Genomic DNA, 25,805 nt, shown 5'->3' with positions numbered 1-25,805 from the left:
GCAAACGCATCGAACACCAGCGTTCCGCGCAGGAGGACACCATGAGCAACGCTTTCGGCACCGACCGCCCCTCGGACGTGCCGCCGCCCGCACCCGACCGCGTCGGTCCGGTGCAGCTCGGCCTCGACACCTTCGGCGACGTCACCGAGCTGCCCGACGGCAGCGTCAAGTCCGACGCGCAGAGCATCCGCGACGTCGTCGAGCAGGCCGTCCTCGCCGACCAGCTCGGCATCGACTTCATCGGCGTCGGCGAGCACCACCGTGCCGACTTCATCGTCAGCGCACCCGAGGTCGTCCTCGCTGCGATCGCCGCCTCGACGTCGACGATCCGGCTCGGCTCCGCGGTGACCGTGCTGTCCTCCGACGACCCGGTGCGGGTGTACGAGCGCTTCGCCACCGTCGACGCCATCTCGGACGGTCGCGCCGAGGTCATCCTCGGCCGCGGCTCCTTCACCGAGTCGTTCCCGCTCTTCGGCTACGAGCTCTCCGACTACGAGGTCCTCTTCGAGGAGAAGCTGCAGCTCTGGTCCGCCCTGCGCGGCGGCGACAAGGTCACCTGGTCGGGCACGAAGCGCGCCTCGCTCGTGGAGCAGGACGTCTTCCCGAAGCTCGAGCACGGCCCCATCCCGACCTGGATCGGTGTTGGTGGCTCGCCGCAGTCCGTCATCCGCGCCGCCTCCTACGGCATGCCGCTCTTCCTCGCGATCATCGGCGGGCAGCCCGCACAGTTCGCGCCGTTCTCGCGGCTCTACCGCCAGGCGCTCGCCCAGCTCGAGCTGCCGCAGCAGCCGATCGCCATGCACTCGCCCGGGTTCGTCGCCGCCACCGACGAGGAGGCCGCCGAGCGCTACTGGCCGTACCACAAGGCCGTCACCGACCAGCTCGGTCGCGAGCGTGGCTGGCCGCCCCTCGACGTCGCCGGTTACCGGGCCGGGCTCTCCGCCGGAGGCTCGCTCTACGTCGGTTCGCCGGAGACCGTGGCGCGGAAGATCGCGCGCAACATGCGGATCCTCGGGGTCTCCCGCTTCGACATGCGGTACGCGACCGGTCGCCTGCCGCACGAGGACATGATGCGGTCGATCGAGCTCTACGGCACGCAGGTCGCGCCGCGGGTGCGCGAGCTCCTCGCGGAGCCGGTACCGGTTCCCTGACCGGGGTGGCCCGGGTCGGGCTCGTCCGGCGCGTCGGGTCCGGGCTCGTCCGGCGCGTCGCGTCCGGGCCCGTCCGGCGCGTCTCGACCGGGCCCGGCCTGGAGGCGCGGTCCGCCACCGTCACGCCGCTCTCGGCGTGCACGGGTAGCGTCCGGGACATGTCCCGGAACCCCGAGTCCACCGAACGACGCTTCCGCGGCAAGATCCTCGGCGTCGGCACCACCTCCGGCGTCCGGATCGTCGTCGGCATGTGGGAGCGATCGCCCTTCGGACCGTTCACGGACGTGTTCCTCGAGCAGGCCGACGGCAGCTCGGTGCTCCTCGCGCCCGACGAGCTCGTCGCGGCGTACGTCTCCGGGACCTACCGCTTCGACACCGTCTCCGTCGTCGACCTGCGTGCCAGACGCACCGCCCGCGGGCTCGATCTCGACGCCGGACCCCTGCAGGCCTCGATCGACGTCGGCGGCATCTCGCCGCTCGGCCGGGTGCTCCGCATCGTCCCGAAGCCGATCGCCCGCGACTGGCGGTGGCTGACCGCGATCGACCCGGTCGCACGGCTCGTCGCACCCGGGGCCGGAACCGCCGGGTCCGCCGGGAACGGCCGCCGCGAGTACTACGGCGTGACCGGGGCGCACGACGTCACGGGGGTCCGGGGCACCTGGGCGGGGGAGTCCCTCGGGTCGATCGCGCCGCTGGACCCGCCCGTCGCGTTCGGCTTCGCATCGATGCCGCGCATCCCGCAGGTCGTCGACGTCGAGACGACGATCCGCGAGCCCGTCTGACGCCGGGGGCTCCGGGCGGGCGGGGCGACCCGGAACGACATCGTCGCTGTCGTACGACGTCCGCGAAGTCGCTCCTTGCGGGAGCAACAGTTGCGCGCGCGCGGCGGCGACATCGTCGAGGTCGTACGACATCGGTGTTGTCGCACACTCCTGCACGCGACCGACCCCGCACGGCTCCGCAGCCCTGTCCGCCGGACGCGCTCAGCGTCGGCGGGCAGACTGGCCGGAACGGACAGCGCCCGAGGGCCGGCCGAACGTCGAGCACAACGGGGCGCACGACGCGAGAGGAGCACCATGACCGACACAGAGGCAGACCAGCGCGCAGCCATCTCGGACATCGTCCACGGAGCCCGTACGGCACTGCTGACGACCGTGAGCGAGGACGGCGGACTCCACGCACGCCCCCTCGCGGTGCAGGACAAGGCGTTCAACGGGACCCTGCGGTTCCTCGTGCAGGACGGGAGCGAGAAGGTCGAGGACATCGCCCGGAACCCGCACGTGAACGTCGCGATCGAGTCGCAGGGCGGTTACCTGTCGATCGCCGGCACCGCCACGGTGACGACGGACGAGACGGTCATCGACGAGCTCTGGTCGCCGTTCGCGGAGGCCTGGTTCCCCCAGGGCCGGCAGGACCCGTCGATCCGGCTCCTCACGGTCGAGGGCGACTCCGTCGAGTACTGGACCCAGGACACCGGCCCGGTCGGCAGCCTCGTACAGACGCTCAAGGCCGCGCTCGGCAAGCAGAGCCAGCCGGACACCGGCGACCACGGCACGGTCGAGCTCTGAGGCTCCGACCCGGAACGACGAAGCCGCTGTCGCCCGACAGCGGCTTCGTCGTTCCACAGCGGTGCGCGATCGCGGCCCAGCGACCAGCCGCGCCACAGCCCCCTACGGCGGGCCGAGCAGCCAGAGCACCGCGACGAGCACCGGCTGCCCGAGCAGCGCGCACGTGACGAACGTCCACCGCATCCACGGCTTGGCCACGAGCTCCGGCGACCCGAACAGCGGCGCCAACGGCATGAGGAGCCGGGGCATCGACGCCATCGGCAGCGACACCGCGAAGACGTAGAGCGCGTACGCGGCGGAGTACAGCACGGTCGTCGTGCCGAGCTTCCGTGTCGAGCGGCGCAGCAGCCACACCGGGTACGCGACGAGCAGGAACACCACGATGAGGACCCCGCCGACACCGAGCCAGCGTGACGCGATCAGGAACCACGGCGTCAGGGGTGCGAAGTCGACCCGCCCGATGAAGTTGACCCACCACGACATCTCGGTCTCGAGGTAGGCGTTCGGCGTCCCGGTCACGTGCGTCGCGATGACCGGCCACGCCACGCCGGCCGCGGCCATCGCGAGACCGGACAGCACCGCGGCGACCCGCTCCCGCACGGGGAACCGGTCGAGGGTCCGGCCACCGTCACGGCGCGCACGCAGCCACCGCACGAGGACGACGACGCCGAGCACGAGCGGGATCGCGAGCGCGCCCGGCCGGGTGAACGCCGCTGCGACGCCGAGCAGGGTGAGCAGGGCGTACCGCCGCCGTTCGAGGGCGAGGAGTGCGCCGAACGTCAGCGCGAGGAACGTGCTCTCCGCGTAGCCGACCTGCAGGAGGAACGACAGCGGGCCGCACGTGAAGAAGAAGACCGCCCACATGCCCGCCCGGTGCCCGGTGTGGTCGCTGACGAGCCGGTAGAGCAGGTACGTGGCCACGAGGCCGGCGATGATCGCGATGGCCGGTGCGCCGACCTCGAACGTGATCCCGGTGGACGCCGTCAGCATCCGGATGAGGAAGGGGAACGCCGGGAGGAACGCCCACGCGTTCTGCGTGACGTGGCCGGCGGCGTCGGTCGGCAGCGTGGTCGGGTAGCCCTGCAGCGAGATCTGCTGGTAGTACTGCCCGTCCCACGCGGTCAGGAACGACAGGAACCCGTGGTCGTTGCCCCAGATCGCGTTCGCCGGGAGCGCCCGTCCGGTCAGCGGGTACGCGAGCGCCAACCAGAACGTCGACAGCGCGCGCCCGCCCGCCCAGACGAGGAGCACGGCGGACCAGGCCGGCAGGCTGGTCGCCAGGTCGAGGAGCCGCCGTCGGCCGGTCGCGAGCGATCCGGGGAGCGTCGATTCGGGCGGCACGGCTCGAGGGTAGTCGCCCGTTCCGGGAAGACCCTGCCTGGAGGCGCGGTTCGCGTTCTGCAGGACGGAAACGGGCCGTCAGGTGGCCGGTGGGCGCACTGCGGTGCCCCCTACGGTGGACCGGGAGAGCCGATCGACAGGAGCAACCATGCCGAAGACCGCCGTCGTCACCGACCACGCACCGAAGCCCGCCGGACCCTACAGCCAGGGCATCGTCGCGAACGGCTTCCTCTACACCGCCGGCTTCGGCCCGCAGGACCCCGTGACGGGGGCGATGGCCGACGACGTCGCCGGGCAGACCGCACAGGTCCTGGCGAACGTGGCCGCGGTCCTCGCCGAGCACGGCGCGACGCTCGACGACGTCGTGAAGTCGACCGTGCACCTCGAGCACTCGGACCGGGACTTCGCAGCGTTCAACGAGGAGTACGCCAAGCACTTCTCGCAGCCGTACCCGGTCCGGACGACGGTCCAGTCGCACCTCGCGGGCATCCTCGTCGAGATCGACGTCGTCGCTGTGCTGCCGGCCGCCTGAACGGGTCCTCACGCTCGGTGGTCCGGCGCCGACGGGTCCGGCCCGCAGGGGCAGGTCAGCCCGCGGAACGCGCCCGGTGGCGGAACGGTGTGCGACGGAGTCCGGCCCCTGGGGTCGCACCGGTGCGTGCGCCGTCCCGGAGCACGGGCACGCCCGCGACGAGGACGTCGTCGATGCCCTCGGCCAGCCGCATCGGGTCCGCGTAGGTCGACCGCGCAGCGACCCGCTCGGGGTCGACGACGATCAGGTCCGCCGTCCAGCCGGGCGCGACGGCACCGCGGTGGTCGAGCTGGAACAGGCTCGCCGGGAGGGCCGACAGGTGTTCCTGGGCCTCCCGCCACGTCAGCAACCCCGTGCGGGCGTAGTCCCCGAGGTACCGCGCGAAGGTGCCGTACGCGCGCGGGTGCGGGTGCGTCCCGACGAAGATGCCGTCCGAGCCGCCGGTGTGCCCGCCGTACCGGTACAGCTCCGCGAGTTCGAGCGGGGTCCGCGGGTGGGGGACGCGCATGACGACGGTCACCTGCAGGTCCGAGTCGACGAGCACGTCGAGCGCGAGGTCGACGGGATCGGTGCCGGTCGCGTCCGCTGCCTCGGCGAGCGTCCGCCCCTGCAGCGCGTGGAACTCGGCGGCGGGGACGTGCGAGAGCGTGATCTGCTCCGCCCAGCCGGCGCCGAGGTCCGCCCGACCGAGCACCCGCTCGAGCACCACGCCCCGGAGCCGTTCGCGGCCGCCCTCGACGTCGAGCGCGCGGGCCAGGTCGTCGGTGCCGGGGCGGGCGAGCCCGGCCGGCAGGAGCAGCATCGACAGGATCGTGCAGCCGCGCGAGTACGGGTACGCGTCGAAGGACAGCGGCGCCCACCGTGCCGCGGCCCGTTCGAGCTCCGCGAGCGCGAGGCCGACGGGGGCGTGCAGGTGCGACACGTGCGCCGACCCGCCGCCGGCGCGGCAGATGCGGACGATCTCGTCGATGCCCGCGCCCACGTTCGTCTCGTACCCGCCGCGCATGTGCGTGACGTAGCGGCCGCGCACCGCGGCGGACTCGGTCGCCAGCGCGGCGATCTCCTCTGTCGAAGCGTGGAGGCCCGGGACGTAGTCCAGCCCGGTCGCGAGGCCGACCGCTCCGTCGGCGATCCCCTGGCGGACCAGGGCCCGCATCGCGTCGAGCTGGGCGGCGTCCGCGGGCCCGTCGTCGTCGCCCATCACCTCGTGCCGGACGGTGCCGGCCGGGACGAGCGTCGCGACGTTGAGCGGTGTCGCGCCGTCGTAGGTGGCCAGCAGGCCGGCGATCCCGCCGCCGCGGTACGTCGGGTGGGGGCCGTCGATCGCTGCGAAGTACCGCGCTGCCCAGGAGCCGTCGCCCGGTGCCGGCCCGACGCCGTCCTGTCCGGTCACGATCGACGTGACGCCCTGGCGGAGGAGCGCGAGCTGCACGCGCTCGTCGAACACGAGCGAGCCCGCGTGGGAGTGTGCGTCGACGAAGCCCGGCATGACGACCCGGTCCGTGCAATCCACGACCACGGCGTCGACCGGGGTCCTGAGCCGACGGCCGATCTCCGCGACCCGCCCGTCCACGACGAGGACGTCCTGCGGGTGGAAGCGTGCATCGGCCCCGACGACCGATCCGCCGGCGAGGAGCACCGGCTCGGGCACCGCCGTCACCGGCCCAGTGCCGCGACGAGCCGCTCGGCCCGGAGCCGGAGGGCATCGAGGTCGCCGTCCCGGAGCGCGTCGCCCACCAGCGGGGAGCCGAGACCGACCGCGACCGCCCCGGCCGAGAGGTAGTCGGCCGCGTCGTCGATGCCGATGCCCCCGGTCGGGACCACGTCGACGAAGTCGAGCGGGGCGAGGACCTGCTTGAGGAAGGCGGGTCCGCCGAGCTGGGCGGCCGGGAACACCTTGACCGCCCGGGCCCCGTGCCGCCAGGCGGTGACGATCTCGGTCGGCGTCGCCGCTCCCGGGTACCAGCCGAGCCCGCGCTCGTGCGCCCGTTCGCCGATCGCGGGGTCGGTGTGGGGGCTGACCGCGAAGGTCGCGCCGAGCGCCGCCGCCTCGTCGACCTGCCGCGGTTCGAGCACCGTCCCGACGCCGATCGCAGCGGCCCGCCCGTACCGTTCGACGGCCCACGCCATACCCTCCTGCCAGCGTGGTGTGTTCGTGGTGAGCTCGATCGCACGCACGCCGGACTCGACGAGCACGCGGACGACGTCCTCGACGTGCTCGCCCGTCCCGCCCCGGAGGATCGCGACGGCGGGACCGGCCTCGTGGCGGTGGCGCGTCCCCGTGCCGGTGGTCGCGGTGTCGGTCATCGTGGTCCTCCTGTCGTGGGCGCGGCCGTCATCGGTCGACCCGGTCGTGCACGGTGTGGTCGACCTCCGGGCCGTCGACCGGGCGGGCCGCGGCATCGGGGTCGGGGAGCTGCCAGTCGCCCGGCACCGTGCAGGCGAGCGCCCCCGCGTCGGCGGCCCGGTCGAGTGCCTCGGCCGGGCCGGCGCCGGTGAGCACGGCGGCGAGCCACCCCGCCACGAACGCGTCGCCGGCGCCGACCGGGTCGACCACGCGGACGGGTGTCGCGGGCCGTCGGAGCAGGACGCCGTCGACCGAGGCCACCGCGCCGCGGGAGCCGAGCTTCACCACCGCGGTGCCGTCGGCCACCGCCGCGAGGTCGTACGCGAGGGACTCCTCGTCGTCCGGCTGCTCCTGGCGTCCGAGGACGAGTCGGGCCTCGTCGTCGCTCGCGAACACCACGCTCGACCGCTCCGCGACGGCCCGGTACCGCTGCCGGGCGGTGTCGGGGTCGACGAGCTTCGGCCGGTGGTTGACGTCGAAGGAGACCGGCACGCACGCCGTGTCGGCACGGGCGAGCACGGCGTCGACGGCGGCTCGGGCGCTGTCCGAGAGCGCGGTCGTGATGCCGGTGAGGTGCACGAGTCCGGCCCGTTCGACGAGCCCGTCGGGGACGTCCTCCGGCCGGACCGCGGACCCGGCCGACCCCGCACGGTGGTAGGTCACCCGGGTCCGGCCGTCAGGGAGCCGCTCCTTCATCATGAGGCCGGTCGAGCGGTCCGGGTCGAGGACCGCGACGACGTCCACGCCGGTGCGGCGGACGTCCGCGAGCACCCGCTCGCCCGCCGGGTCCGTCCCGACACGACCCACCCAGGTCGTCGGCACGCCGGCGCGGACGAGCCCGATCGCGACGTTGCTCTCGGCCCCGCCGGTGTCCAGGCCCACGGCGTCGAGGTCGCGCACCGAGCCGACCGACCGCCCGCTCAGGAGGAGCATGGTCTCGCCCATGGTGACGACGTGCCCGCTCACCGCGCGCTCCGGGACGGCGCGGTCCGGTGCAACGCGAGCTGCGCCGACGACGAGCCGAGCGCGACGGAGATCTCCTGTGCGGTGCGCACCACACCCGCTCCGAGCTCGCGCACCGCGGCCGCGGGGAACCGGGAGGCCAGGCCCGAGATGCTCATCGCGCCGACGACCTGGTTGGTGTGGTCGAGCACCGGCGCCGCCACGCACCGGATGTCCGGCTCGTTCTCCCGGTCGTCGATGCCGTAGCCGCGCCCGCGGGTGCGGTCGACCTCGTGGCGCCAGCGGACGTCGTCGGTGATGGTGTGCACCGTCAGGGCGTGCACCGGCTGTGCGAGCACCCGGCCGAGGAGGTCCGGGTCGCCGAACGCGACGATCGCCTTGCCGGACGCGGTGTTGCGCATCGGCAGCCGGTTGCCGATGCGGGAGCCCATCCGGACCGTCCCGCGGGTCTCCACCTTGTCGACGTAGACGATGTCGGTGCCGTCGGGGACGACGAGGTGGCACGTCAGCCCGGTCTGCTCGGCGGTGCGGCGGAGGAACGGTGCAGCGGCGGCACGGAGGTCGATGCCCTCGAGGTAGCTCTGCCCGAGGAGCAGCGCGCCGAGCCCGAGCGTGAAGCCGGCGTCGGCCGTCCGGCGGAGGAGGTCGGTCTCCACCATCGGCGCCGTCAGCCGGAGCACCGTCGACTTGGACGTGCCGAGTTCGGCGGCGAGCGTGCCGAGGCTGACCGAGGTCTCGCCGGTCCGGGTGCGGTCAGCGACGATGTCGAGCAGACGCAGGCCTCGCCGGAGCGACAGGGCGGCGTTGCGGGCGGGGACGTCGTGCGGGGCGGTCACCGGAACACCGTCTCGATCGTGTCGAGGACGGTGTCGTCGTCGGCGAGCACGAGGACCTCCCGCCACTTGTCGAACACCGTGCACGGGTGGGAGACACCGAACACGACGACGTCCCCCGGAGCGACCGCCGGCGCGTCCGGGGTGGTCCGCAGGTAGCAGTGCTGGTCGTCGAGGCGGGTGACGGTGACCGACCCAGGGACCGGGGTGACGGGGCGGGCCCGAGCCGTGCCTCCAGGCCGGACCTCGCGCACGACCGGGAGGCCCTCGTCGAAGCTGATGTCCCGCTTGCCGACGGCGACGAGGGCGAGCCCCGGTTCCGGCGCCGACGTCACGCGGCCCCAGACGCGGATCGCGGCTTCGAGGCGGCCCTCCTCGGGGTGCCGCGCGAAGGGCGTCCGCTCGGCGTAGAAGCCGTCGTCGTGCGTCAGCGACGCCCCGGACCGGAGCAGGACGTCGACGTCGTCCGGGCGGTCCGCGACCGCGTCGACGACCGCGTCGAACCAGGCGCTGCCGCCCATGCTGAGCAGGGTGCGCGTCGCCGTGACGAGCGGACGGACCGCCGCCGTGGCGGCGAGCACCCCTCGGACGTACTCCCGGGCCTCGTCCGGGCCGGGCAGGCCGCCCTCGTACCCGGTCACGCCGCGGACCTCGAGCCCGGCGCTCCGCGCAGCACGCGCGAGCGCGACCCCGTCGGCGGGGGAGCGGACCCCGGTCCGGCCGCCCGGGAAGCCGATCTCGACGAGCACCGGGAGCGGTCCGTGGTCGGCGGCGGCCGCGACGCCGGCGGCGGAGTCGACCTGGAAGAGCACGTCCGCACCGGCGTCCAGCTCGCGTCGGCGGGCGATCCACGCGAGTCCCGCAGGGTCGAGGACCTCGTTCGCGACGAGGATCCGGTGGAACCCGTGGTCCCACGCCGCGACGGCCTGCTGGACCGAGGCGACGGTCACGCCCCACGCGCCGAGGTCGGTCTGACGGCGGGCGAGCGCCGGTGCCATGTGCGTCTTCATGTGCGGCGCGAACAGGAGCCCGTGCCGCTCGACGTAGGCCTGCATCACCGCGGCGTTCGACTCCAGGGCCGACTCGCGGAGCGTCATGACGGGCAGCAGGACGTCGTCGAGCACGTGCTTCGGCAATCGGACCTCCTCGTCGAGCGGTGACACGGCGTCACGCGCTGCCAGGCTCGTCCGCTGGGCGCGGTCCGGACAACACCGTCGCTCCGACCATTGTGCACAGCAGAACGGTGGGTCGCAGCGGGGCGGCTCGGCCCGGGTCCGGAACCCGAGCGGGCATAGCATTCCGTTCGAGATGACGACGACGACACCGACACCGAGCGCCCGGCGGGCAGGCAGCACGGCGGTCGCCGTCCTGGTCGCGGGCACGTTCTTCATGGAGCTGCTCGACGGCACGATCCTCGCGACGGCTGCTCCCGCGATGGGGCGTGACCTCGGCGTCGACTCGGCCGCGGTCGGCGTCGCGATCACCGCCTACCTCGTCACGCTCGCGGTGTTCATCCCGGTGAGCGGCTGGGTGACCGACCGCGTCGGCTCCCGCACCGTCTTCGCGGCGGCGATCGCGCTCTTCACGGTCGCCTCGGCTCTGTGCGCGATGTCCACCGGCCTGGTCGACCTGACGCTGTGGCGGATCCTGCAGGGCCTCGGCGGCGCGATGATGGTGCCCGTCGGTCGGCTCGTCGTGCTGCGGAGCGCCGGCCGTGACCAGCTCGTCACCGCGATCGCGATCCTGACCTGGCCGGCGCTCGCGGCCCCGATCATCGCCCCGTTCGTCGGCGGGGTGCTCGTGGACACCCTGACCTGGCACTGGATCTTCCTCATCAACATCCCGCTCGGGATCGTCGCGTTCGTCGCGGCGCTCGTGCTCGTGCCGCAGGAGCGTGCGCCCGAGCGGGTGCCGTTCGACTGGCTCGGGTCGGTGTTGGCGTGCTTCGGGCTCGGTGCGCTCGTCGTCATGGCGTCGTTGCTCGCCCTCGACGAGGTCCCCGTGGTGGCCGTCGTGGTGTCCGGCGTCGTCGGAGCGGCCGGCTGCTGGCTCGCGGTCCGGCACTTCCGACGGGCGCCGCACCCGATCATGGGGCTCGGGTCGTTCCGGCTCGAGACCTTCCGGGTGTCGCACGCCGGAGGCAGCCTCTTCCGGCTCGCCGTCTCGGCGGTGCCCTTCGTGCTCCCCCTGCTCTTCCAGGACGCCTGGGGGTGGAGCGCGGTGCTCGCCGGGTCCGCCGTGCTCTGGGTCTTCGTCGGCAACCTCGGCATCAAGCCGATGACGACGCCGTTGCTCCGCTGGTTCGGGTACCGGCCGGTCATCATCGTGTCCTCCGCGGTCGCCGCGCTGAGCGTCGTCGCGATGGCCTTCACGACTCCGCAGACGCCGTTCTGGCTGCTCGCCGTGCTCCTCGTGGTGAGCGGTGCCGCGCGGTCGGTCGGCTTCACCGCGTACAACACGATCGCGTTCGCCGACGTCGAGCAGGCGGACATGACACCGGCGAACACCCTGTCGTCGACGCTCCAGCAGACCGCGGCGGGGTTCGGGGTCGCGGTGGCCGCCGTGGTGATCCGGGCGGCTGCGGGGCTCGGCGGGTCGGGGCCCTACGTCGTCGCGTTCTGGGTGATCGCCCTGCTGCTCGTCGTGGCCTGCGTCGAGGGCGTCCTGATGAGCCGGACGGCGGGGGAGACCGTGCGGCCGGCGCGCCGCGTGCGGGTCTGACGCGCCGCCGGCGTGCCGCCGCTGTCCGTTCGCGACACGGTCACACGCCGGAAACCCGTCCCGCGCTACAGTCTCAGCAACCTGCCGCGGAGGCCGAGTAGTTTCGCTCCGGCAGGGTGACCCGGTACCCCGGACACGACGCCACCCGGAACAGGAAGGCAGCATGGCCGCTCCACAGCAGCACGGGACGATCGACCCCGACGCCGACGTGCAGCCGACCGCACTGCGTGTCGTCAGCTACAACCTCCGTGAGCACACCGCGAACGGCGAACTCGCGTCCCTGGCCGAGGCTTCGCAGGCCGACGTCCTGTGCGTGCAGGAGTGCGACTCGAACGACCTCGCCCGGTCCGTCGGCGGCCTCACGCTCGCGGCGTCGACCAAGGCGAACCGGCTCGGCCTCGCGATCTACAAGCGCGACGATCGCTTCGACCTGCAGGACTTCAGCATCCACTCGCTGCAGAAGTCGCTGCACGACCGGGTCCTCGCACCCGCCCACGAGCGGCTCATCGCCATGCACCTCCGCGACCGGGAGGCCGACACCGAGGTCATCGTCGCGTCCTTCCACGCCTCGCCGCTGACGGCCACGAACTCGCTCCGCCGGAAGCAGATCGAGGCGGCGCACCAGTTCGTCCGCGACCTCTCGAGCGAGGCCCCCGCGATCATGGTCGGCGACTTCAACTACCCGTGGTTCCAGACGAACCTCCGCCGCAAGATCGAGGAGCACGGCTTCGCCCTGTCGCTCTCCGACCAGCCGACGTACCTGCGCTACCGCAAGTTCACCGGACACTTCGACTTCGCCACGAGTGTCGGCCTGCACATCGCGGGCGTCGAGACGCTGCCGGCCGGCGTGTCCGACCACCGGCCGATCCTCGTCCGGGCGCACTACGAGCACCCGGGTGACACGGCGGGCTACCCGACGGTCAACGCCTCCGTCGCCTGACGCCTCCGTGGCCTGACGCCTCCGCCGCCGGTCGCGACGTGTCGTCTGTCGTGCGGCGGGTGGTCACGAATCGTCGGTTCCGGGCGGCTGGAGTGACGTCTCGTGACCGTTCGGGGAGCGTGAGCGGGGCGTCGTGACCACACGACGGACGGGAGGCACGGTGCGCCACCCGCACCGTGCCTCCCGTCCGTCAGGTGGTCGCGTCCGCGACCCGCGCGGTGCCGATCGTCGCCGCGCCCGCGGCCTCCGCCGGCGCTGGTCGGGACTCTCCGTCTGTCGTGCGGCGGGTGGTCACGAAGTGTCGTCATCCTGCGTCGGTGGCGACGCTTCGTGACCGCGCGGGGAGCGTGAGCGGGGCGTCGTGACCACACGATGGACGGGAGGCACGGTGCGCCACCAGCACCGTGCCTCCCGTCCGTGACGTGGTCGCGTCCGCGACCCGCGCTGCGTCAGCGCCGCAGCGTCGCGCGGGCCAGGCGGTTCCCGAGGAACTGGCCGAGCTGGACGATGACGACGATCAGCGCCACCGACACGTAGACGACCCACCAGTCGTAGCGCTGCGACCCGTACTGGATCGCGTACTCGCCGAGGCCGCCCCCGCCGACGAGCGCCCCCTGCGCCGTCATGTCGACGATGCCGATGTAGATGAACGTGTAGCCGAGGATGAGCGGGCCGAGCCCCTCCGGGATGAGCACGGTCAGCAGGATCGACAGCGGGTGCGCGCCCGAGGCCCGAGCCGCCTCGACGACGCCCGGCTCCACCGCGAGCAGGTTCTGCTCGACGATCCGGGACACCGCGAACGACGCCGCGAGCGAGATGGCGAACGTCACGGCCGGCACCCCGATCGTGGTCTGGACGACGACGCGGGACAGCGGGGCGATCGCGGCGAGGAAGATCACGAACGGGATCGGTCGGACGAGGTTCACGACCACGTTGAGGATCGTGTACGCCGTCCGGCTGCCGAGCAGGTTGCCGGGCCGCGTCGCGTACAACGCGAGGCCGAGCGCCAGACCGATGACGCCCGCGATGACGAGCGAGATGATCGACATGACGATCGTGTCGCGCACCGCCCCCACGAGGACGTCGAACGAGTCGATCACGCTCTGGAAGGTGTTGTTCACGCTGCCGCCTCCTCGTCCACGGTGGTACCGGTCGCACGGAGCGCGGCGACGGCCTCGTCGACGGCGGACGGATCGTCGCTCGTCAGCTCGTAGGTGAGCGAACCGATGCGGCGCTCACGGATCTCACCGACGCCGCCGAACACGAGCTCGGCCGTGACACCGTGCGACCGCCAGGCCGCGTCGATGCGGTTCTGCAGGCCGACCTCGTCCGAGATCTGCACCGTGACCAGCCGTCCCGGGTGGTGCGTGCGGAGCCGTGCGAGTTGCTCGGCCGAGGGCCGGTCGTGCAGAGCGGTCCGGACGAAGCGCTGGGCCGCCGGGGTCTTCGGCGCCGAGAACACGTCGTACAGGTCGCCGACCTCGACCACGCGGCCGTGCTCCATGACGGCGACGCGGTCGGCGATCTGCCGCACGGCGTCCATCTCGTGCGTGATGACGATGATGGTGACGCCGAGCTCCCGGTTCACCCGGCGGAGCAGGCCGAGCACCTCCGACGTGGTGTCCGGGTCGAGGGCACTGGTGGCCTCGTCGGCGAGGAGCAGCTCGGGGTTCGACGCGAGCGCCCGGGCGATGCCGACGCGCTGCTTCTGCCCGCCGGAGAGCTGTTCGGGGTAGGCGTACGCACGGTCGAGCAACCCGACGAAGTCGAGCAGCTCCGCCACCCGGCGGTCGCGTTCCGGCTTCGCGACGCCAGCGACCTTGAGCGGGTACGCGACGTTGCCCGCGATCGTCCGGGAGCGGAACAGGTTGAACTGCTGGAAGATCATCCCGATCCGCCGACGCGCCTGACGGCGATCCCGCTCGGGGATCGCCGTCAGCTCCTGTCCGGCGACCGTCACCGACCCGGAGCTCGGGAGCTCCAGGGCGTTGACGAGCCGGACGAGCGTCGACTTGCCGGCACCGGAGTACCCGATCACCCCGAGGACCTCGCCCTGGTGCACGTCCAGGTCGACGTCGTCGACCGCGGTGACGGACTCGCCGGTGTCGGCGCGGCGGTAGTGCTTCGAGACGCCGCGGAGTTCGACGAGCGCGGGCACTACTGCTTGGCCGCCTTCGCGTCCTGCTCGACGGTCGCGAGCTCGCTCTGCAGGTCGGCCGCGCTCACGTTGCGCGCGACGGCCTGCGGGTAGTCCTCCTTGAACGCCTGCTGCACGGAGCTGTCCTGGAACAGCTTGGCGAGCGCCAGGTAGGTCGAGTTGTCCTTGTCGGCGTCACGGACGGCGAACACGTTGACGTACGGAGCAGCGCTGGCGCTCGACGGGTCGTCCTTCGAGATGACGTGCTTCACCGGCAGGCCGGCGGCGGTCGCGAAGTTGTTGTTCACGACGGCGGCCGCGACGGAGCCCTGCTGGAGTGCGTTCGCGGTCTGCGAGGCGTCGAGCGTCTGCACGTCGACCTTGTGGGTCTCGATGTCCGCGGTCGTCGAGAACGCGGTGCCACCGTCCTTCAGCGTCAGGAGCTTCGCGTCCTGCAGCACGAGGAGCGCACGCGCCTGGTTGATCGCATCGTTCGGGATCGCGACCTTCGCGTTCGCCGGCAGGGCCGAGGCGCTGTCGTACTTCGTCGCGTACAGGGGCAGCGGGTAGACGGCGGTCGAGCCGATCGGCTGGATGTCGTCCTTCGAGGTGACGTTGTAGTCCGCGAGGTACTGGACGTGCTGGAACTGGTTGATGTCGACCTGCTGGTCCTTCAACGCCGGGTTCGGCAGCGAGTAGTCGGAGAAGTTGACCAGCTGCACGGTGACGTTCAGCTTGTCCTTCGCGAGCTTCGTGTACGTCTTCCAGTACGGCAGCGCCTTGTCGGCGACACCGATCTTCACGGTCTTCGCCGCGCTGTCGCCGGCAGCCCCGGCGCCGCCGTCCCCACCGGAGCGGACGGCACCGACGATCACGGCGACGACGATCGCGGCGACGACGACGGCCGCGGCGACGATCCAGCCGATCGGACGCTTGCCCTTCGGCTTCTGGGGCAGTGCAGGTGCGGACATGGTGCTCCTCGTGGGCTGGGCTGTGCGGGGTCTTCGACGGCACACGGAGCATCGGCGGTCCGCGGCGTCCGACGAGTGTGACCGGTGACCGGTGGATGCCGCGAGTTGCGTTCCGCCGTGTTACAGCCGTGTGACAGCGCCGTCCGGTTCACTCGGACGCGTGCTGAGCATCGAACTCGTCCTGACCCCCGCGGCGGACGCTGCCGTGCGAGCGGTGTGGGACGCGCTGATCGCCGACGACCTGCCGAGCCTCGGCCGGCACGTGTCCGCGTCGAACGCTCCGCACGTGACGCTGACGGCCGGCCCGGACCTCGCCGTCCCGGCCGGGTTCGACGCACCGGTGCCGACGGAGCTCCGGGTCGGCGGCGTGCTGCTCTTCCCGGCCGGGACCGAGCGGTCGGTGCTCGTCCGGGCCGTGGTGGTGGAACAGGCGCTCGCCGCGTTCCACGTCGCGGTGCACCGAGCCGCACCCGGCGGGGCCGACACCGTGCTGCCGGGAGCGTGGTCGCCGCACCTCACGCTCGCACGCCGCGTGCGCGACGTCGACCTGCCGCGCGCGGTCGCCGCGCTCCGCCGGGCGCCGTTGCCCGACGTGCTCGAGGTGGGCGGCGTCCGGTTCTGGGACGGGGACACGAAGACGGTGACGCCGCTCGGGTGAGCGACGGGGCGGACACGGGACGGGCCTCCTGGCCGGTCGTCGACCGCGCGGGCGACGCTGCGCGCGATCCGACGCCCGTCGTCAGACTCCGAGCACACGCTCGGCGAAGGCGGAGCCGAAGACCCGGTCCGGGTCCGCTGCGCGGACGAGGTCGCGGACGGCCGGGAGGCGCGGGTACAGCCCGGCGATCGCCTCGCCGTCCAGGGAACTCATCTTCCCCCAGTGCGGGCGCCCGTCGTACGGGGCGAGCAGCGCCTCGAGGTCCGGGAGCAGCGCTGCCACCTCGGCGGGGTGCTTCCGCCAGGTGAACGCGATGCAGAGGACGTCCTCGCCCTGGGTCGGGCTCAGCCAGAACGGGTCCGCGGCCATCGTGCGGAGTTCGCAGACGTGCAGGTGCGGGTGGATCCGGTCGGCCATCGTGCGGACGGCGTCGAGCGCGGCCGCCGCGTGCCGGAGGGGCACGAAGTGCTCGCTCTGCACCTCGGACCCGACGCTCGGCACCGACTCGATGGGGAAGTGCGGGAGGCGGTCCCACCACGGGCCGACCGACCCGTCGCGGGCCGTGTGGTGGCCGTCGCCGGGGGTCCCCGGGCGCTTCGGGGCGCCGAGGAGGCCGTCCGGGACGGTGACGTCGTTCGCCCCGTCGGGCACGCGCGACTTCACCAGGACCTCGCTGATCTCGTCGCCGAAGACCGTGTACGAGCAGACCGAGTAGCCGGCGGTGTGGATGCCTGCCACGTTCGCGGTGAAGACGTCCCACGGGACCGGACCGTAGGTGTCCTGCCGCATGCGGTACGAGGGTTCGACGTCGAGGGTCACGCGGGTGACGATGCCGAACAGGCCGAGGTGCAGGACGGTGCCGTCGAAGCCGGGGTCGCCGCGGTGGACGGTACGGAGACCCCCGTCCGGACCGATCAGCTCGAGGGAACGGACCGCGGTGCTCAGCGATCCGAGGGTCGTGCCGGAGCCGTGCGTGCCGGTGGCGATCGCGCCGCCGATCGAGATGTGCGGCAGCGACCCCGTGTTGTGCAGGGCGAACCCGGCGCGGTCGAGGTCCGGGGCGACGAGGCCGTAGCGCGTGCCGGCGCCCATCGTCGCGGTCCGCCGCTCGGCGTCGACCTGGAGGTCGGTCGGGATGTCGGTGAGGTCGAGCAGCACGCCGGGGGAGTCGGCGACGTCGTTGAAGGAGTGCCGGGTGCCGAGGCCGTGCACCCGCGGGGAGCGGGCGACGATCTCCGCGGCCTCGGCGACGGAGGTCGGACGGAGGATGCGCTCGGCCGTGTAGGTGACCGTGCCGGACCAGTTGAGCTCGCTCGCTGTCGACCGCATGGCGCCCACGATGCCACGCGCCGCCGGCAGCCGGGGTGGGGTGCGTGCCGACCTGCCCCGAGGGAACGACGGCCGCAGCGGGCCCCGGCGACGCGGCGGCGCGCCGACGTGCCCGGGCTCAGTGCACCGCGGGAGCGGGCGCGCCCTCCGGGGTCGCCGGGCGGCGGACCATCGAGGCGGTCGCGATGCCCACCAGCGAGATGACCGCCCCGACGAGGAACGCCGTCCGGACGCCCACCGCGGTGGCCGCCGCGACGTCGTCCGCGCCCGAGGTCGCCGCGCCGGCCGCCCCGATCGTCAGCAGCGTCACGAAGAGCGCGGTGCCGGCCGCACCGGCGAGCTGCTGGGCGGTGCCGAGGACCGCGCTGCCGTGCGAGTACAGCGTCGGCGGGAGTCCGCCGAGCGCCGCGGTGAACAGCGGCGTGAAGGTCAGGGCGAGTCCGATGCTCAGCACGACGTGTGCGCCGAGCACGAACCACACGCTGGTCTCGACACCGACGGTCGAGAGCGCCCAGAGGACGGCACTGACGATGATCGCCCCCGGGACGAGGAGCACCCGCGGGCCACGGCGGTCGTAGACGCGACCGACGACCGGGGAGAGCAGGCCCATGATGAGGCCGCCGGGGAGCAGGAGGAGCCCGACCTGCAGGACCTCGAGCCCGAGGACGCGCTCAATGTAGATCGGCAGCAGGATGAGCGTGCCGAACATCGCCATGAAGCTGATCACCATCGCGACGATCGGGACCGTGAACCCGCGCGTCCGGAACGTGCGCAGGTCGAGCAGGGCGGAGTCGGTGCGCTGGAGACGGGTCTGGCGGAACACGAAGAGCGCGAGCGCCACGAACCCGACCACGAGCGACAGGACCGGCACCAGCGGCCCGGTCGATCCCGCTTCGCCGATGCTCGACAGGCCGTAGACGATGCCGCCGAACGCGACGGCGGAGACGACCACCGACACGACGTCGATCGGGGCCTTCCGCGGCGTCGAGACGTTCCGGACCTTGACCATGCCGAGGACGAGCGCGGCGATCGCGATCGGCAGCACGAAGCCGAAGAGCCACCGCCACGAGAACGCGTTGAGGATCAGCCCGGAGATCGTCGGGCCGACGGCCGGTGCGACGGAGATGACGATCGAGATGTTGCCCATGACGCGACCGCGGTGCGCGGGCTCGACCAGGGTGAGCACGGTGGTCATCAGGAGCGGCATCATGATCGCCGTCCCGCTGGCCTGGACGATGCGTCCGACGAGCAGCATCGAGAACCCGGGCGCGAGGAGTGCGATCAGGGTCCCGGCGGAGAACAGGCTCATCGCCCACACGAACACCGGACGCGTGTCGAAGCGCTGCAGCAGGAAGCCGGTGACCGGGATCACGACGGCCATGGTGAGCAGGAAGCCGGTCGTGAGCCACTGCCCGGTGGCGGCGCTGATCCCGAGGTCGTCCATGAGCCGGGGCAGCGCCACGCCCATGATCGTCTCGTTGAGGATGACCACGAAGGCCGAGACGAGCAGGAGTCCGATCACGAGTCGGGTCTCGCCGGGCGACGGCTGCGTCACGCTCCCGGTCCGGGGTGCGGAATCGACGGCCTGGGTCATGCGGGGCTCCTGGGAGGATCGCGACGTGCGGGACGAGGGGGCGCCGGAGCGCAGACAGGGCAACCGCCTGAACGGATTCGATTATTCCGCTTCCGCCCGACACGCGGCAGGTCCGCTCGGACGCGACCCCGCCGTTCCGCCGTGCACCGCGTTCAGTGGAGGATCGAGAACCCCTCGGTGTCGCCGTGCGGGACGACCGGGCGCAGCGCGACCTCGGTCACCTCGGCAGAGGGGGGTCCGCTCTGCAGCAGCTCCATGAGACGGTCGACGGCCGGCGACGGCCCCTCCGCCTCGACCTCGACCGTCCCGTCGAACAGGTTCCGGGCGTACCCGACGAGCTCGAGCCCGTCCGCCTTCCGTGCCGTCCAGTACCGGAAACCGACCCCCTGCACCGTGCCCGAAACCACCGCGTGCATCCTCGTCACCGTCGTCATGCCCTCACCGTAGGCGTGCGCTCAACGGACGAGTTTTCGGCGGTGTTACCGACTCGTGAAACCCGGTGATAGAGTCATCGCAACCCGAACACTTCGAGTCACAATGACACTATCTCCTGAAGCCCCCATCCGCGTCGCGGTGTCCACCGTGATCGTCGCGCTGCGCCCGCACCCCGACACCGGCGCACCGGCGCTGTGGATGCCGCTCGTGCGCCGCGTCGCCGAACCGTTCGAGGGGTCGTGGGCGCTCCCGGGCGGCTGGGTGCAGCCGGACGAGGGCCTCGAGGACTCGGCGGCCGCACGCCTGCGCGAGACCACCAACGTGCAGCCGCGGTACCTCGAGCAGCTGTACGCGTTCGGCGACGTGGACCGCTCGCCGAACCGGGTGGTGTCCATCGTGTACTGGGCCCTGGTGCACCCGGACGAGGCGAACGTCGTGCCCGACGACTGGAACGTCCGGTGGTTCCTCGCCGACGAGCACCCGCCGCTCGCGTTCGACCACGACCGCATCGTGGCGTACGCCCTCTGGCGCCTGCGGAACAAGATGTCGTACTCCCGCATCGCGCAGGCGTTCCTCGGCGACCGGTTCACGCTCGCCGAGCTCCGCGGCGTCTACGAGGCGGTGCTCGGGCGAGCGCTCGACCCCGCGAACTTCCGGCGGCAGGTCGAGAAGACCGACGCGGTCCTGCCGACGGACGAGACCACGAGCGGGGGGCGGCACCGACCCGCCCGGCTCTACCGCTCGAACCCCGACCTGGCGTACGCGGACAACGGTCCGTTGCAGCCGGCCACCACACCGAAGCACCGATAGGAACCGACGTGTCCATCGCCACCACCATCGAACGCATCTCCAACGGCAAGGCCGACGGCGCCACGTGCACGCCGGACCTCGCGATGCCGACCTGGACCTTCGACTCCCGGCCCGGGTACGGTCCGGGTTCGTCGATGTCCGACGTCATCCCGACCGGTGCCCCGCGGCAGGGCGGCATCCCGGACGAGTACAAGACCGCGAGCGACGAGGAGCTGCACGAGCGCATCGAGCGGGCGAAGGCCACCCTCGGCGACCGGGTCGTCGTCCTCGGGCACTTCTACCAGCGCGACGAGGTCGTCCGGCACGCGGACTTCCTCGGCGACTCGTTCCAGCTCGCCAACGCCGCCCTGACGAAGCCCGACGCCGAGGCGATCGTGTTCTGCGGTGTGCACTTCATGGCCGAGACCGCCGACATCCTCGCCCGGGACGACCAGCGGGTCATCCTGCCGAACCTCGCCGCGGGGTGCTCGATGGCCGACATGGCCGACATCGACAGCGTCGAGCAGGCCTGGGCCGAGCTCGAGCAGGTCTACGGCACGGAGCCGGACGCCGACGGCCGCGTCCCGGTCATCCCCGTCACCTACATGAACTCCGCGGCGGACCTCAAGGCGTTCTGCGGTCGGCACGGCGGCATCGTCTGCACGAGCTCGAACGCAGCCACCGTCCTCGAGTGGGCGTTCGAGCGCGGGCAGCGGGTCCTGTTCTTCCCCGACCAGCACCTCGGCCGCAACACCGCCAAGGCGATGGGCATCAGCACCGACCTCATGCCGATGTGGAACCCGCGGAAGGCGCTCGGGGGCAACGACGAGCAGACCCTGCTCGACGCCCGAGTCGTCCTCTGGCACGGCTTCTGCTCGGTGCACCGCCGGTTCACCGTCGACCAGATCGAGCAGGCCCGGCGCGACCACCCCGGCGTGCAGGTCATCGTCCACCCGGAGTGCCCGATGGCCGTGGTCGACGCGGCGGACCACGCGGGCAGCACCGACCTCATCCGGAAGACCGTGGCCGCGGCGACCGAGCCGACGACCTTCGCGATCGGCACCGAGATCAACATGGTGAACCGGCTCGCCGCGGAGTACCCGCAGCACACGATCTTCTGCCTCGACCCGGTGGTCTGCCCGTGCTCGACGATGTACCGGATCCACCCGGGCTACCTGGCCTGGGTGCTCGAGGCGCTCGTCCGCGGCGAGGTCCTCAACGAGATCGTCGTGCCCGCCGACGTGCAGGCCGACGCCAAGGTCGCCCTCGAGCGCATGCTCGCGGCCAAGCCGCGCGGCTGACGCCCGAGCCGCCGGGACGGGAGGAACACACCGTGCACGTCGTCATCGTCGGGTCCGGGATCGCCGGGCTCACCGCAGCGATCCGCGCGAGCAGCCGCCACGACGTCACCCTGGTGACGAAGGGGTCGCTGACCGACGGCGCGACCGCGTACGCCCAGGGCGGGGTCGCCGTGGCGCTCGGCGCGGACGACTCCGCCGCACTGCACCAGGCGGACACGCACGTCGCGGCGGCCGGCAGCGCCGACGTCCGCGCGGTCGAGGTCCTCTGCACCGACGGGCCGGCCCGCGTCCGCGACCTGCTCGCCCTCGGTGTGCCGTTCGACCGCACCACCGACCGCGCCAGCCTCGACCGGTACGGCGACGACCTCGCCCGCGGGCGCGAGGCAGCGCACGGCCGCTGGCGTGTCGTCCACGCCGACGGCGACGCGACGGGGGCCGCGATCGAGCGGACCCTCGTCGACGCGCTGCACCGCCGCCACGTCACCATCCTCGAGCGCACCTGCCTCGTCGACCTGGTGGTCCGGGAGGGCGCCGTCGTCGGGTCGGACGTCCTCGACCTCCTCGGTGAGCCGCGCCGGATCGACGCCGACGCCGTCGTGCTCGCCTCCGGCGGTGCCGGGCACCTCTACCGCGAGACGACGAACCCGCTCGTCGCGACGGGCGACGGGCAGGCGGCTGCGTGGCGCGCCGGTGCGGTCCTCGCCGACCTCGAGTTCGTCCAGTTCCACCCGACACGTCTCGCCGTGCCGGACGGCGGCCTGGTCTCCGAGGCCGTGCGCGGCGAGGGCGCGGTCCTCCGGGACGTGCACGGACGCCGGTTCATGACCGACGTCCACCCCGACGCCGAGCTCGCCCCGCGGGACGTCGTGGCACGGGGGATCGCCGCCGCCGTCCGCGACCAGGGCGGTGAGCCCGTGCTCCTCGACGCCACGGCGCTCGACCCCGCGTTCCTCGTCCGTCGGTTCCCCGGACTCACCCGGGCCACCCGTGCCGCCGGGTTCGACTGGACGCGCGAGGGCGTGCCCGTCGCACCCGCCGCCCACTACGCGATGGGCGGCATCGCCACCGACGCCGAGGGCCGCACCAGCCTGCCCGGGCTCCTCGCGATCGGGGAGGTCGCCTGCACGGGCGTCCACGGCGCCAACCGGCTCGCGTCGAACTCGCTCCTCGAGGGCCTCGTCTTCGCCGTCCGCGCAGCGGACGCGCTCGGCGCGCCGCGACCCGGCCGACTCGGCCTGCGCGGCGACGCGGCGCTGGACGTCGTGACCGTCGGCGACGCGGCGGACGCGCGCCGTGCCTCCCGGCAGGACCGGACGGGAGGCCCGGACCACCGCACCGACGTGGCGGACGTCCGCCGGGCGGTGCAGTCCGTCATGACGGACCGCGTGGGGCTCCTCCGCGACGCGACCGGACTCGCGAGCGCCCGTCGCGACCTCGACCACCTGGTCGTGCCGGCGCCCACCGGCGTCCGCGAGCACGAGGACCGCGGCCTGCTCGACCTCGCCCGCCTGACCGCGCTCGCCGCCGAGGCCCGCACCGAGTCCCGCGGCGCGCACGCCCGGACCGACCACCCCGACACCGACCCCCGAGCCACGCGGTCGCACGGCTGGGTCTCCCGACCCGCCGCCGTCCCGCAGGAGGTACCCGCATGACCGACGTGACCGCACCGACGACCGACCGCCTCGCCGTCACCGATCCGGGCACGATCCCGTCGCACGCGCTCCGCCGGGTGGTCGAGACCGCGCTCGAGGAGGACGCACCCTGGGGCGACGTCACGAGCGAGACGCTCATCCCCGCGACGGCGACGGCCACCGCGACCCTGGCCGCCCGCGAGCCCGGCGTGCTGAGCGGCGGCGGCGTGTTCGTCAGCGTGATGCACGCCGTCGACCCGTCGATCACGGCCGAGGTGCACGTGTCGGACGGGTCCCGGTTCGACGCGGGGGACACCCTCGTGACGGTGTCCGGCCCGGCGCGGTCCGTGCTCCGGGCCGAGCGCGTGGCCCTCAACCTCGTGCAGCGGATGTCCGGCGTCGCGACCCTCACCGCGGCCTACGTCGCGGCCGTCGCGGGGACGCAGGCGCGGATCGTCGACACCCGCAAGACGACGCCGGGCCTCCGCGCACTCGAGCGCTACGCGGTGCGCTGCGGCGGCGGGCGGAACCACCGCACGTCGCTGTCCGACGCGGTGATGGCGAAGGACAACCACCTCGCGGTGCTCCTCGCCGACGGCATCGACATCGGCGACGCCGTCCGGTCCGCCCGCCAGCGGCTCGGCCACACGGTGCACCTCGAGGTCGAGGTGGACCGGGTCGACCAGATCGAGCCCGTGGTCGCGGCCGGCGTCGACACGATCATGCTCGACAACTTCGGGCCGGACGCGCTCCGGGAGGGCATCGCGGTCGTCGGCGGGCGCGCGCTGGTCGAGGCATCGGGCGGCGTGAACCTCGACACGGTCGCCGCGATCGCCGCCACCGGGGTCGACGTCATCTCCGTCGGCGCCCTCACGCACTCGGCACGGGCCCTCGACCTCGGGCTCGACGTCGCCGTCTCGGCCTGACGTGTTCTACCTCGACCGCGCCGCCACGACGCCCGTCCGCCGCGAGGTCCTCGAAGCGATGTGGCCGTACCTGACGGGGACGTTCGGGAACCCCTCGTCGACGCACGGGGTCGGCGACGCCGCTGCGCGGGGTCTCGCCGACGCCCGCGCCGCGGCCGCCCGGGTGCTCGGGTGCCGCCCGGCGGAGGTCGTGTTCACCACCGGCGGGACGGAAGGGGCGAACACGGCCGTGAAGGGCATCGCGCTCGCAGCTCCCCGGGGACGGCACGTGGTCACGAGCGCGATCGAGCACGAGGCCGTGCTCGAGAGCTGCCGGTACCTCGAGCGACACCACGGCTTCGACGTGACGGTGCTGCCGGTCGACGGGGACGGCGTGGTCGACCCGGAGGTACTCGCCGCGCCCCTCCGACCGGACACCACGCTCGTGTCGATCGCGCACGCATCGAACGAGGTCGGCACGGTCCAGGACGTCCGAGCGCTCGCGGCGGTCGCTCGCGCGGTCGGCGCCCGCTTCCACACCGACGCGGTGCAGTCCGCGCCGTGGTTGCCGGTCGGGCCGTCCGACACCGACGCCGACGCCGTCTCGCTGTCCGGTCACAAGCTCGGTGCGCCCAAGGGCACCGGCGTCCTCGTCGTGCGTTCGGGGACGCCGCTGGAGCCGCTCCTGCACGGGGGCGGGCAGGAGCGGGGGCGGCGGTCGGGCACGGAGGACGTCGCTGGCGCGGTCGCGGTCGCCACGGCGCTGACGCTGCACGCGGGGGAGCGGGCGGACGCGGCGGACCGGGCGACCCGGACGCGCGAGGCCGTCCTCGACGGGGTCCTCGCCGCGGTGCCCGGGTCGATCGTCACGGGCTCGCGGACGGCCCGGCTGCCGGGGCACGCCTCGTTCTGCTTCCCGGGCGTGCACGGCGAGACCGTGCTGCTGGAACTGGAGCAGCGCGACGTCGTGTCCTCCTCGGGGAGCGCGTGCGCGGCTGGCAGCACCGAGGCGTCGCACGTCCTCACCGCGCTCGGGCTCGACGAGGACACCGCGCGGTCGGCCGTGCGGTTGACCTTCGACGAGACGCTCACCGAGGCCGACGTCCCGCTCGTCGTCGAGGCAGTGCGGGACGCCGTCGCCGCGGTGCGCGCGCTGGCCTGACCGACCGCCCGGCACCTTCGCAGAGTGTACTAGACGTTCTACTCCATGAGTGGGGACGTGTCCCCCCTTTTGCGGACCGCTGAAGTGCGTCAGGCTGTCCTCATGGCAAACGCGATCACGACTCGGGTCCGGCGGGAGGACCGCTTCCGGGCAGTCCAGCTCCTCCCCGCCCCCGCGACCGTCCTCGCGCTCGTCGTGGCCGCCCAGCACGACCTCGGCGCCGGACCCCTCGGGGTCATCGCCGTCGTCGGCGCCCTCGCGACCGTCGGGAGTGCCCTGCTCCCGATGATCCGGCCGGCCTGCGACCGAGCCGCCGCCCACGGATCCGAGCGCCGGTCGATGCCCACACCGACCGAATCGGACCGGTACCGAGGGGACACCGAACACCCCCACTGAGGTACACCACTGCCCGACCAGCACCGCGACGTCCGTCCCCCTGTGGGCGCGCGGTGCACCCAGCCGGACGCGAACCCCTGATCTGCGTCCGGCGCGGGGCA

Annotated in this window: 25 protein-coding genes; 13 read left to right on the top strand and 12 right to left on the bottom strand. The window is 73.1% G+C overall.

What is annotated here, in order from left to right:
• The first annotated feature begins 41 nt into the window (after window positions 1–41).
• From IEY20_RS03755 to IEY20_RS03745, 3 genes are all read left to right on the top strand, one after another.
• Entirely contained in the window at window positions 42–1,151 is a 1,110-nt protein-coding gene (locus IEY20_RS03755) for an LLM class flavin-dependent oxidoreductase (protein WP_217504516.1), read from the top strand.
• A gap of 158 nt (window positions 1,152–1,309) precedes the next feature.
• A complete protein-coding gene (locus IEY20_RS03750) occupies window positions 1,310–1,933 on the top strand; it encodes a hypothetical protein (RefSeq protein WP_175329525.1) in 624 nt (207 codons plus the stop codon).
• 294 nt (window positions 1,934–2,227) lie between these two features.
• A complete protein-coding gene (locus IEY20_RS03745; RefSeq protein WP_175329524.1) occupies window positions 2,228–2,719 on the top strand; it encodes a pyridoxamine 5'-phosphate oxidase family protein in 492 nt (163 codons plus the stop codon).
• A 102-nt stretch (window positions 2,720–2,821) separates the two neighbouring features.
• Here IEY20_RS03745 and IEY20_RS03740 read toward each other — a convergent pair whose 3' ends face one another.
• The gene (locus tag IEY20_RS03740) at window positions 2,822–4,060 is read right to left on the bottom strand and encodes a hypothetical protein (protein WP_188888919.1); all 1,239 of its coding nucleotides are present in this window, start codon (window positions 4,058–4,060) and stop codon (window positions 2,822–2,824) included.
• A gap of 148 nt (window positions 4,061–4,208) precedes the next feature.
• On the opposite strand from IEY20_RS03740, the gene IEY20_RS03735 reads away from it, so the two are divergent.
• Window positions 4,209–4,592, top strand: coding sequence for a RidA family protein (locus IEY20_RS03735; protein ID WP_022903135.1), 384 nt, complete (start codon window positions 4,209–4,211; stop codon window positions 4,590–4,592).
• Window positions 4,593–4,647: 55 nt separating this feature from the next.
• Here the strand turns inward: IEY20_RS03735 and IEY20_RS03730 are convergent, their stop codons facing one another.
• The 5 genes from IEY20_RS03730 to IEY20_RS03710 are packed head-to-tail and all read right to left on the bottom strand — an operon-like array spanning window position 4,648 to window position 9,871.
• Window positions 4,648–6,252: an N-acyl-D-amino-acid deacylase family protein gene (locus IEY20_RS03730; RefSeq protein ID WP_175329523.1), complete on the bottom strand. Its 1,605-nt coding sequence runs from the start codon at window positions 6,250–6,252 to the stop codon at window positions 4,648–4,650.
• Window positions 6,249–6,899: a bifunctional 4-hydroxy-2-oxoglutarate aldolase/2-dehydro-3-deoxy-phosphogluconate aldolase gene (locus IEY20_RS03725; RefSeq protein ID WP_175329522.1), complete on the bottom strand. Its 651-nt coding sequence runs from the start codon at window positions 6,897–6,899 to the stop codon at window positions 6,249–6,251. The genes IEY20_RS03730 and IEY20_RS03725 overlap by 4 nt, the downstream gene beginning before the upstream one ends.
• Window positions 6,900–6,927: 28 nt before the next feature.
• Entirely contained in the window at window positions 6,928–7,905 is a 978-nt protein-coding gene (locus IEY20_RS03720; RefSeq protein WP_175329521.1) for a sugar kinase, read from the bottom strand.
• The gene (locus tag IEY20_RS03715) at window positions 7,902–8,738 is read right to left on the bottom strand and encodes an IclR family transcriptional regulator (protein ID WP_175329520.1); all 837 of its coding nucleotides are present in this window, start codon (window positions 8,736–8,738) and stop codon (window positions 7,902–7,904) included. Before IEY20_RS03715 ends, IEY20_RS03720 begins: the two co-directional genes overlap by 4 nt.
• The gene (locus IEY20_RS03710) at window positions 8,735–9,871 is read right to left on the bottom strand and encodes an alanine racemase (protein ID WP_175329519.1); all 1,137 of its coding nucleotides are present in this window, start codon (window positions 9,869–9,871) and stop codon (window positions 8,735–8,737) included. Before IEY20_RS03710 ends, IEY20_RS03715 begins: the two co-directional genes overlap by 4 nt.
• Before the next feature lie 172 nt (window positions 9,872–10,043).
• Between IEY20_RS03710 and IEY20_RS03705 the strand changes: the two genes are divergently transcribed.
• Complete coding sequence (locus IEY20_RS03705) at window positions 10,044–11,456, top strand: MFS transporter (RefSeq protein WP_175329518.1); 1,413 nt, start codon at window positions 10,044–10,046, stop codon at window positions 11,454–11,456.
• A gap of 163 nt (window positions 11,457–11,619) precedes the next feature.
• Window positions 11,620–12,396, top strand: coding sequence for an endonuclease/exonuclease/phosphatase family protein (locus IEY20_RS03700; RefSeq protein WP_175329517.1), 777 nt, complete (start codon window positions 11,620–11,622; stop codon window positions 12,394–12,396).
• Between the two features lie 449 nt (window positions 12,397–12,845).
• Here the strand turns inward: IEY20_RS03700 and IEY20_RS03695 are convergent, their stop codons facing one another.
• The 3 genes from IEY20_RS03695 to IEY20_RS03685 are packed head-to-tail and all read right to left on the bottom strand — an operon-like array spanning window position 12,846 to window position 15,504.
• Window positions 12,846–13,517: a methionine ABC transporter permease gene (locus IEY20_RS03695; protein ID WP_229727852.1), complete on the bottom strand. Its 672-nt coding sequence runs from the start codon at window positions 13,515–13,517 to the stop codon at window positions 12,846–12,848.
• Window positions 13,514–14,554 (bottom strand): methionine ABC transporter ATP-binding protein, encoded by a 1,041-nt coding sequence (locus IEY20_RS03690; protein WP_175329516.1) that lies wholly within the window; start codon window positions 14,552–14,554, stop codon window positions 13,514–13,516. Before IEY20_RS03690 ends, IEY20_RS03695 begins: the two co-directional genes overlap by 4 nt.
• Window positions 14,554–15,504, bottom strand: coding sequence for a MetQ/NlpA family ABC transporter substrate-binding protein (locus tag IEY20_RS03685; protein WP_188888917.1), 951 nt, complete (start codon window positions 15,502–15,504; stop codon window positions 14,554–14,556). The genes IEY20_RS03690 and IEY20_RS03685 overlap by 1 nt, the downstream gene beginning before the upstream one ends.
• 160 nt (window positions 15,505–15,664) lie before the next feature.
• On the opposite strand from IEY20_RS03685, the gene IEY20_RS03680 reads away from it, so the two are divergent.
• Window positions 15,665–16,162, top strand: coding sequence for a 2'-5' RNA ligase family protein (locus IEY20_RS03680; RefSeq protein ID WP_175329514.1), 498 nt, complete (start codon window positions 15,665–15,667; stop codon window positions 16,160–16,162).
• Window positions 16,163–16,243: 81 nt separating this feature from the next.
• Here the strand turns inward: IEY20_RS03680 and IEY20_RS03675 are convergent, their stop codons facing one another.
• From IEY20_RS03675 to IEY20_RS03665, 3 genes are all read right to left on the bottom strand, one after another.
• On the bottom strand, window positions 16,244–17,491 hold the full coding sequence (locus IEY20_RS03675; RefSeq protein WP_022903373.1) for an FAD-binding protein: 1,248 nt from the start codon (window positions 17,489–17,491) through the stop codon (window positions 16,244–16,246).
• A 118-nt stretch (window positions 17,492–17,609) separates the two neighbouring features.
• A complete protein-coding gene (locus IEY20_RS03670) occupies window positions 17,610–19,085 on the bottom strand; it encodes an MDR family MFS transporter (RefSeq protein WP_175329513.1) in 1,476 nt (491 codons plus the stop codon).
• Window positions 19,086–19,237: 152 nt separating this feature from the next.
• Complete coding sequence (locus IEY20_RS03665; protein ID WP_022903371.1) at window positions 19,238–19,519, bottom strand: acylphosphatase; 282 nt, start codon at window positions 19,517–19,519, stop codon at window positions 19,238–19,240.
• A gap of 103 nt (window positions 19,520–19,622) precedes the next feature.
• Between IEY20_RS03665 and IEY20_RS03660 the strand changes: the two genes are divergently transcribed.
• The 6 genes from IEY20_RS03660 to IEY20_RS03635 all read left to right on the top strand — a co-directional run bounded on the left by IEY20_RS03660 (window position 19,623) and on the right by IEY20_RS03635 (window position 25,704).
• On the top strand, window positions 19,623–20,330 hold the full coding sequence (locus IEY20_RS03660; protein WP_022903370.1) for an NUDIX hydrolase: 708 nt from the start codon (window positions 19,623–19,625) through the stop codon (window positions 20,328–20,330).
• Between the two features lie 8 nt (window positions 20,331–20,338).
• Window positions 20,339–21,610: a quinolinate synthase NadA gene (gene nadA, locus IEY20_RS03655; protein WP_175329512.1), complete on the top strand. Its 1,272-nt coding sequence runs from the start codon at window positions 20,339–20,341 to the stop codon at window positions 21,608–21,610.
• A gap of 32 nt (window positions 21,611–21,642) precedes the next feature.
• Window positions 21,643–23,262 carry an L-aspartate oxidase gene (gene nadB / locus IEY20_RS03650; RefSeq protein ID WP_175329511.1) on the top strand — a complete coding sequence of 540 codons (1,620 nt, stop codon included), beginning with the start codon at window positions 21,643–21,645 and terminating at the stop codon, window positions 23,260–23,262.
• Entirely contained in the window at window positions 23,259–24,167 is a 909-nt protein-coding gene (gene nadC, locus IEY20_RS03645) for a carboxylating nicotinate-nucleotide diphosphorylase (RefSeq protein ID WP_175329510.1), read from the top strand. The genes nadB and nadC overlap by 4 nt, the downstream gene beginning before the upstream one ends.
• 1 nt (window position 24,168) lies before the next feature.
• Window positions 24,169–25,308: a cysteine desulfurase family protein gene (locus IEY20_RS03640; protein ID WP_188888915.1), complete on the top strand. Its 1,140-nt coding sequence runs from the start codon at window positions 24,169–24,171 to the stop codon at window positions 25,306–25,308.
• A 102-nt stretch (window positions 25,309–25,410) separates the two neighbouring features.
• Entirely contained in the window at window positions 25,411–25,704 is a 294-nt protein-coding gene (locus tag IEY20_RS03635; protein ID WP_022903676.1) for a hypothetical protein, read from the top strand.
• The last annotated feature ends 101 nt before the right edge of the window (window positions 25,705–25,805 follow it).

It is taken from the genome of Curtobacterium luteum, assembly GCF_014646995.1.
GTDB lineage: Bacteria > Actinomycetota > Actinomycetes > Actinomycetales > Microbacteriaceae > Curtobacterium > Curtobacterium luteum.
This window is presented reverse-complemented; position numbering and strand designations above follow the sequence as displayed.

Bases quoted from the DNA above. Each gene is read 5' to 3' on its own strand.
- IEY20_RS03755 (WP_217504516.1), top strand. From the start codon at position 42: ATGAGCAACGCTTTCGGCACCGACCGCCCCTCGGACGTGCCGCCGCCC.
- IEY20_RS03750 (WP_175329525.1), top strand. From the start codon at position 1,310: ATGTCCCGGAACCCCGAGTCCACCGAACGACGCTTCCGCGGCAAGATC.
- IEY20_RS03745 (WP_175329524.1), top strand. From the start codon at position 2,228: ATGACCGACACAGAGGCAGACCAGCGCGCAGCCATCTCGGACATCGTC.
- IEY20_RS03735 (WP_022903135.1), top strand. From the start codon at position 4,209: ATGCCGAAGACCGCCGTCGTCACCGACCACGCACCGAAGCCCGCCGGA.
- IEY20_RS03725 (WP_175329522.1), bottom strand. From the start codon at position 6,899: ATGACCGACACCGCGACCACCGGCACGGGGACGCGCCACCGCCACGAG.
- IEY20_RS03705 (WP_175329518.1), top strand. From the start codon at position 10,044: ATGACGACGACGACACCGACACCGAGCGCCCGGCGGGCAGGCAGCACG.
- IEY20_RS03700 (WP_175329517.1), top strand. From the start codon at position 11,620: ATGGCCGCTCCACAGCAGCACGGGACGATCGACCCCGACGCCGACGTG.
- IEY20_RS03685 (WP_188888917.1), bottom strand. From the start codon at position 15,504: ATGTCCGCACCTGCACTGCCCCAGAAGCCGAAGGGCAAGCGTCCGATC.
- IEY20_RS03675 (WP_022903373.1), bottom strand. From the start codon at position 17,491: ATGCGGTCGACAGCGAGCGAGCTCAACTGGTCCGGCACGGTCACCTAC.
- IEY20_RS03670 (WP_175329513.1), bottom strand. From the start codon at position 19,085: ATGACCCAGGCCGTCGATTCCGCACCCCGGACCGGGAGCGTGACGCAG.
- IEY20_RS03665 (WP_022903371.1), bottom strand. From the start codon at position 19,519: ATGACGACGGTGACGAGGATGCACGCGGTGGTTTCGGGCACGGTGCAG.
- IEY20_RS03660 (WP_022903370.1), top strand. From the start codon at position 19,623: ATGACACTATCTCCTGAAGCCCCCATCCGCGTCGCGGTGTCCACCGTG.
- nadC (WP_175329510.1), top strand. From the start codon at position 23,259: ATGACCGACGTGACCGCACCGACGACCGACCGCCTCGCCGTCACCGAT.
- IEY20_RS03635 (WP_022903676.1), top strand. From the start codon at position 25,411: ATGGCAAACGCGATCACGACTCGGGTCCGGCGGGAGGACCGCTTCCGG.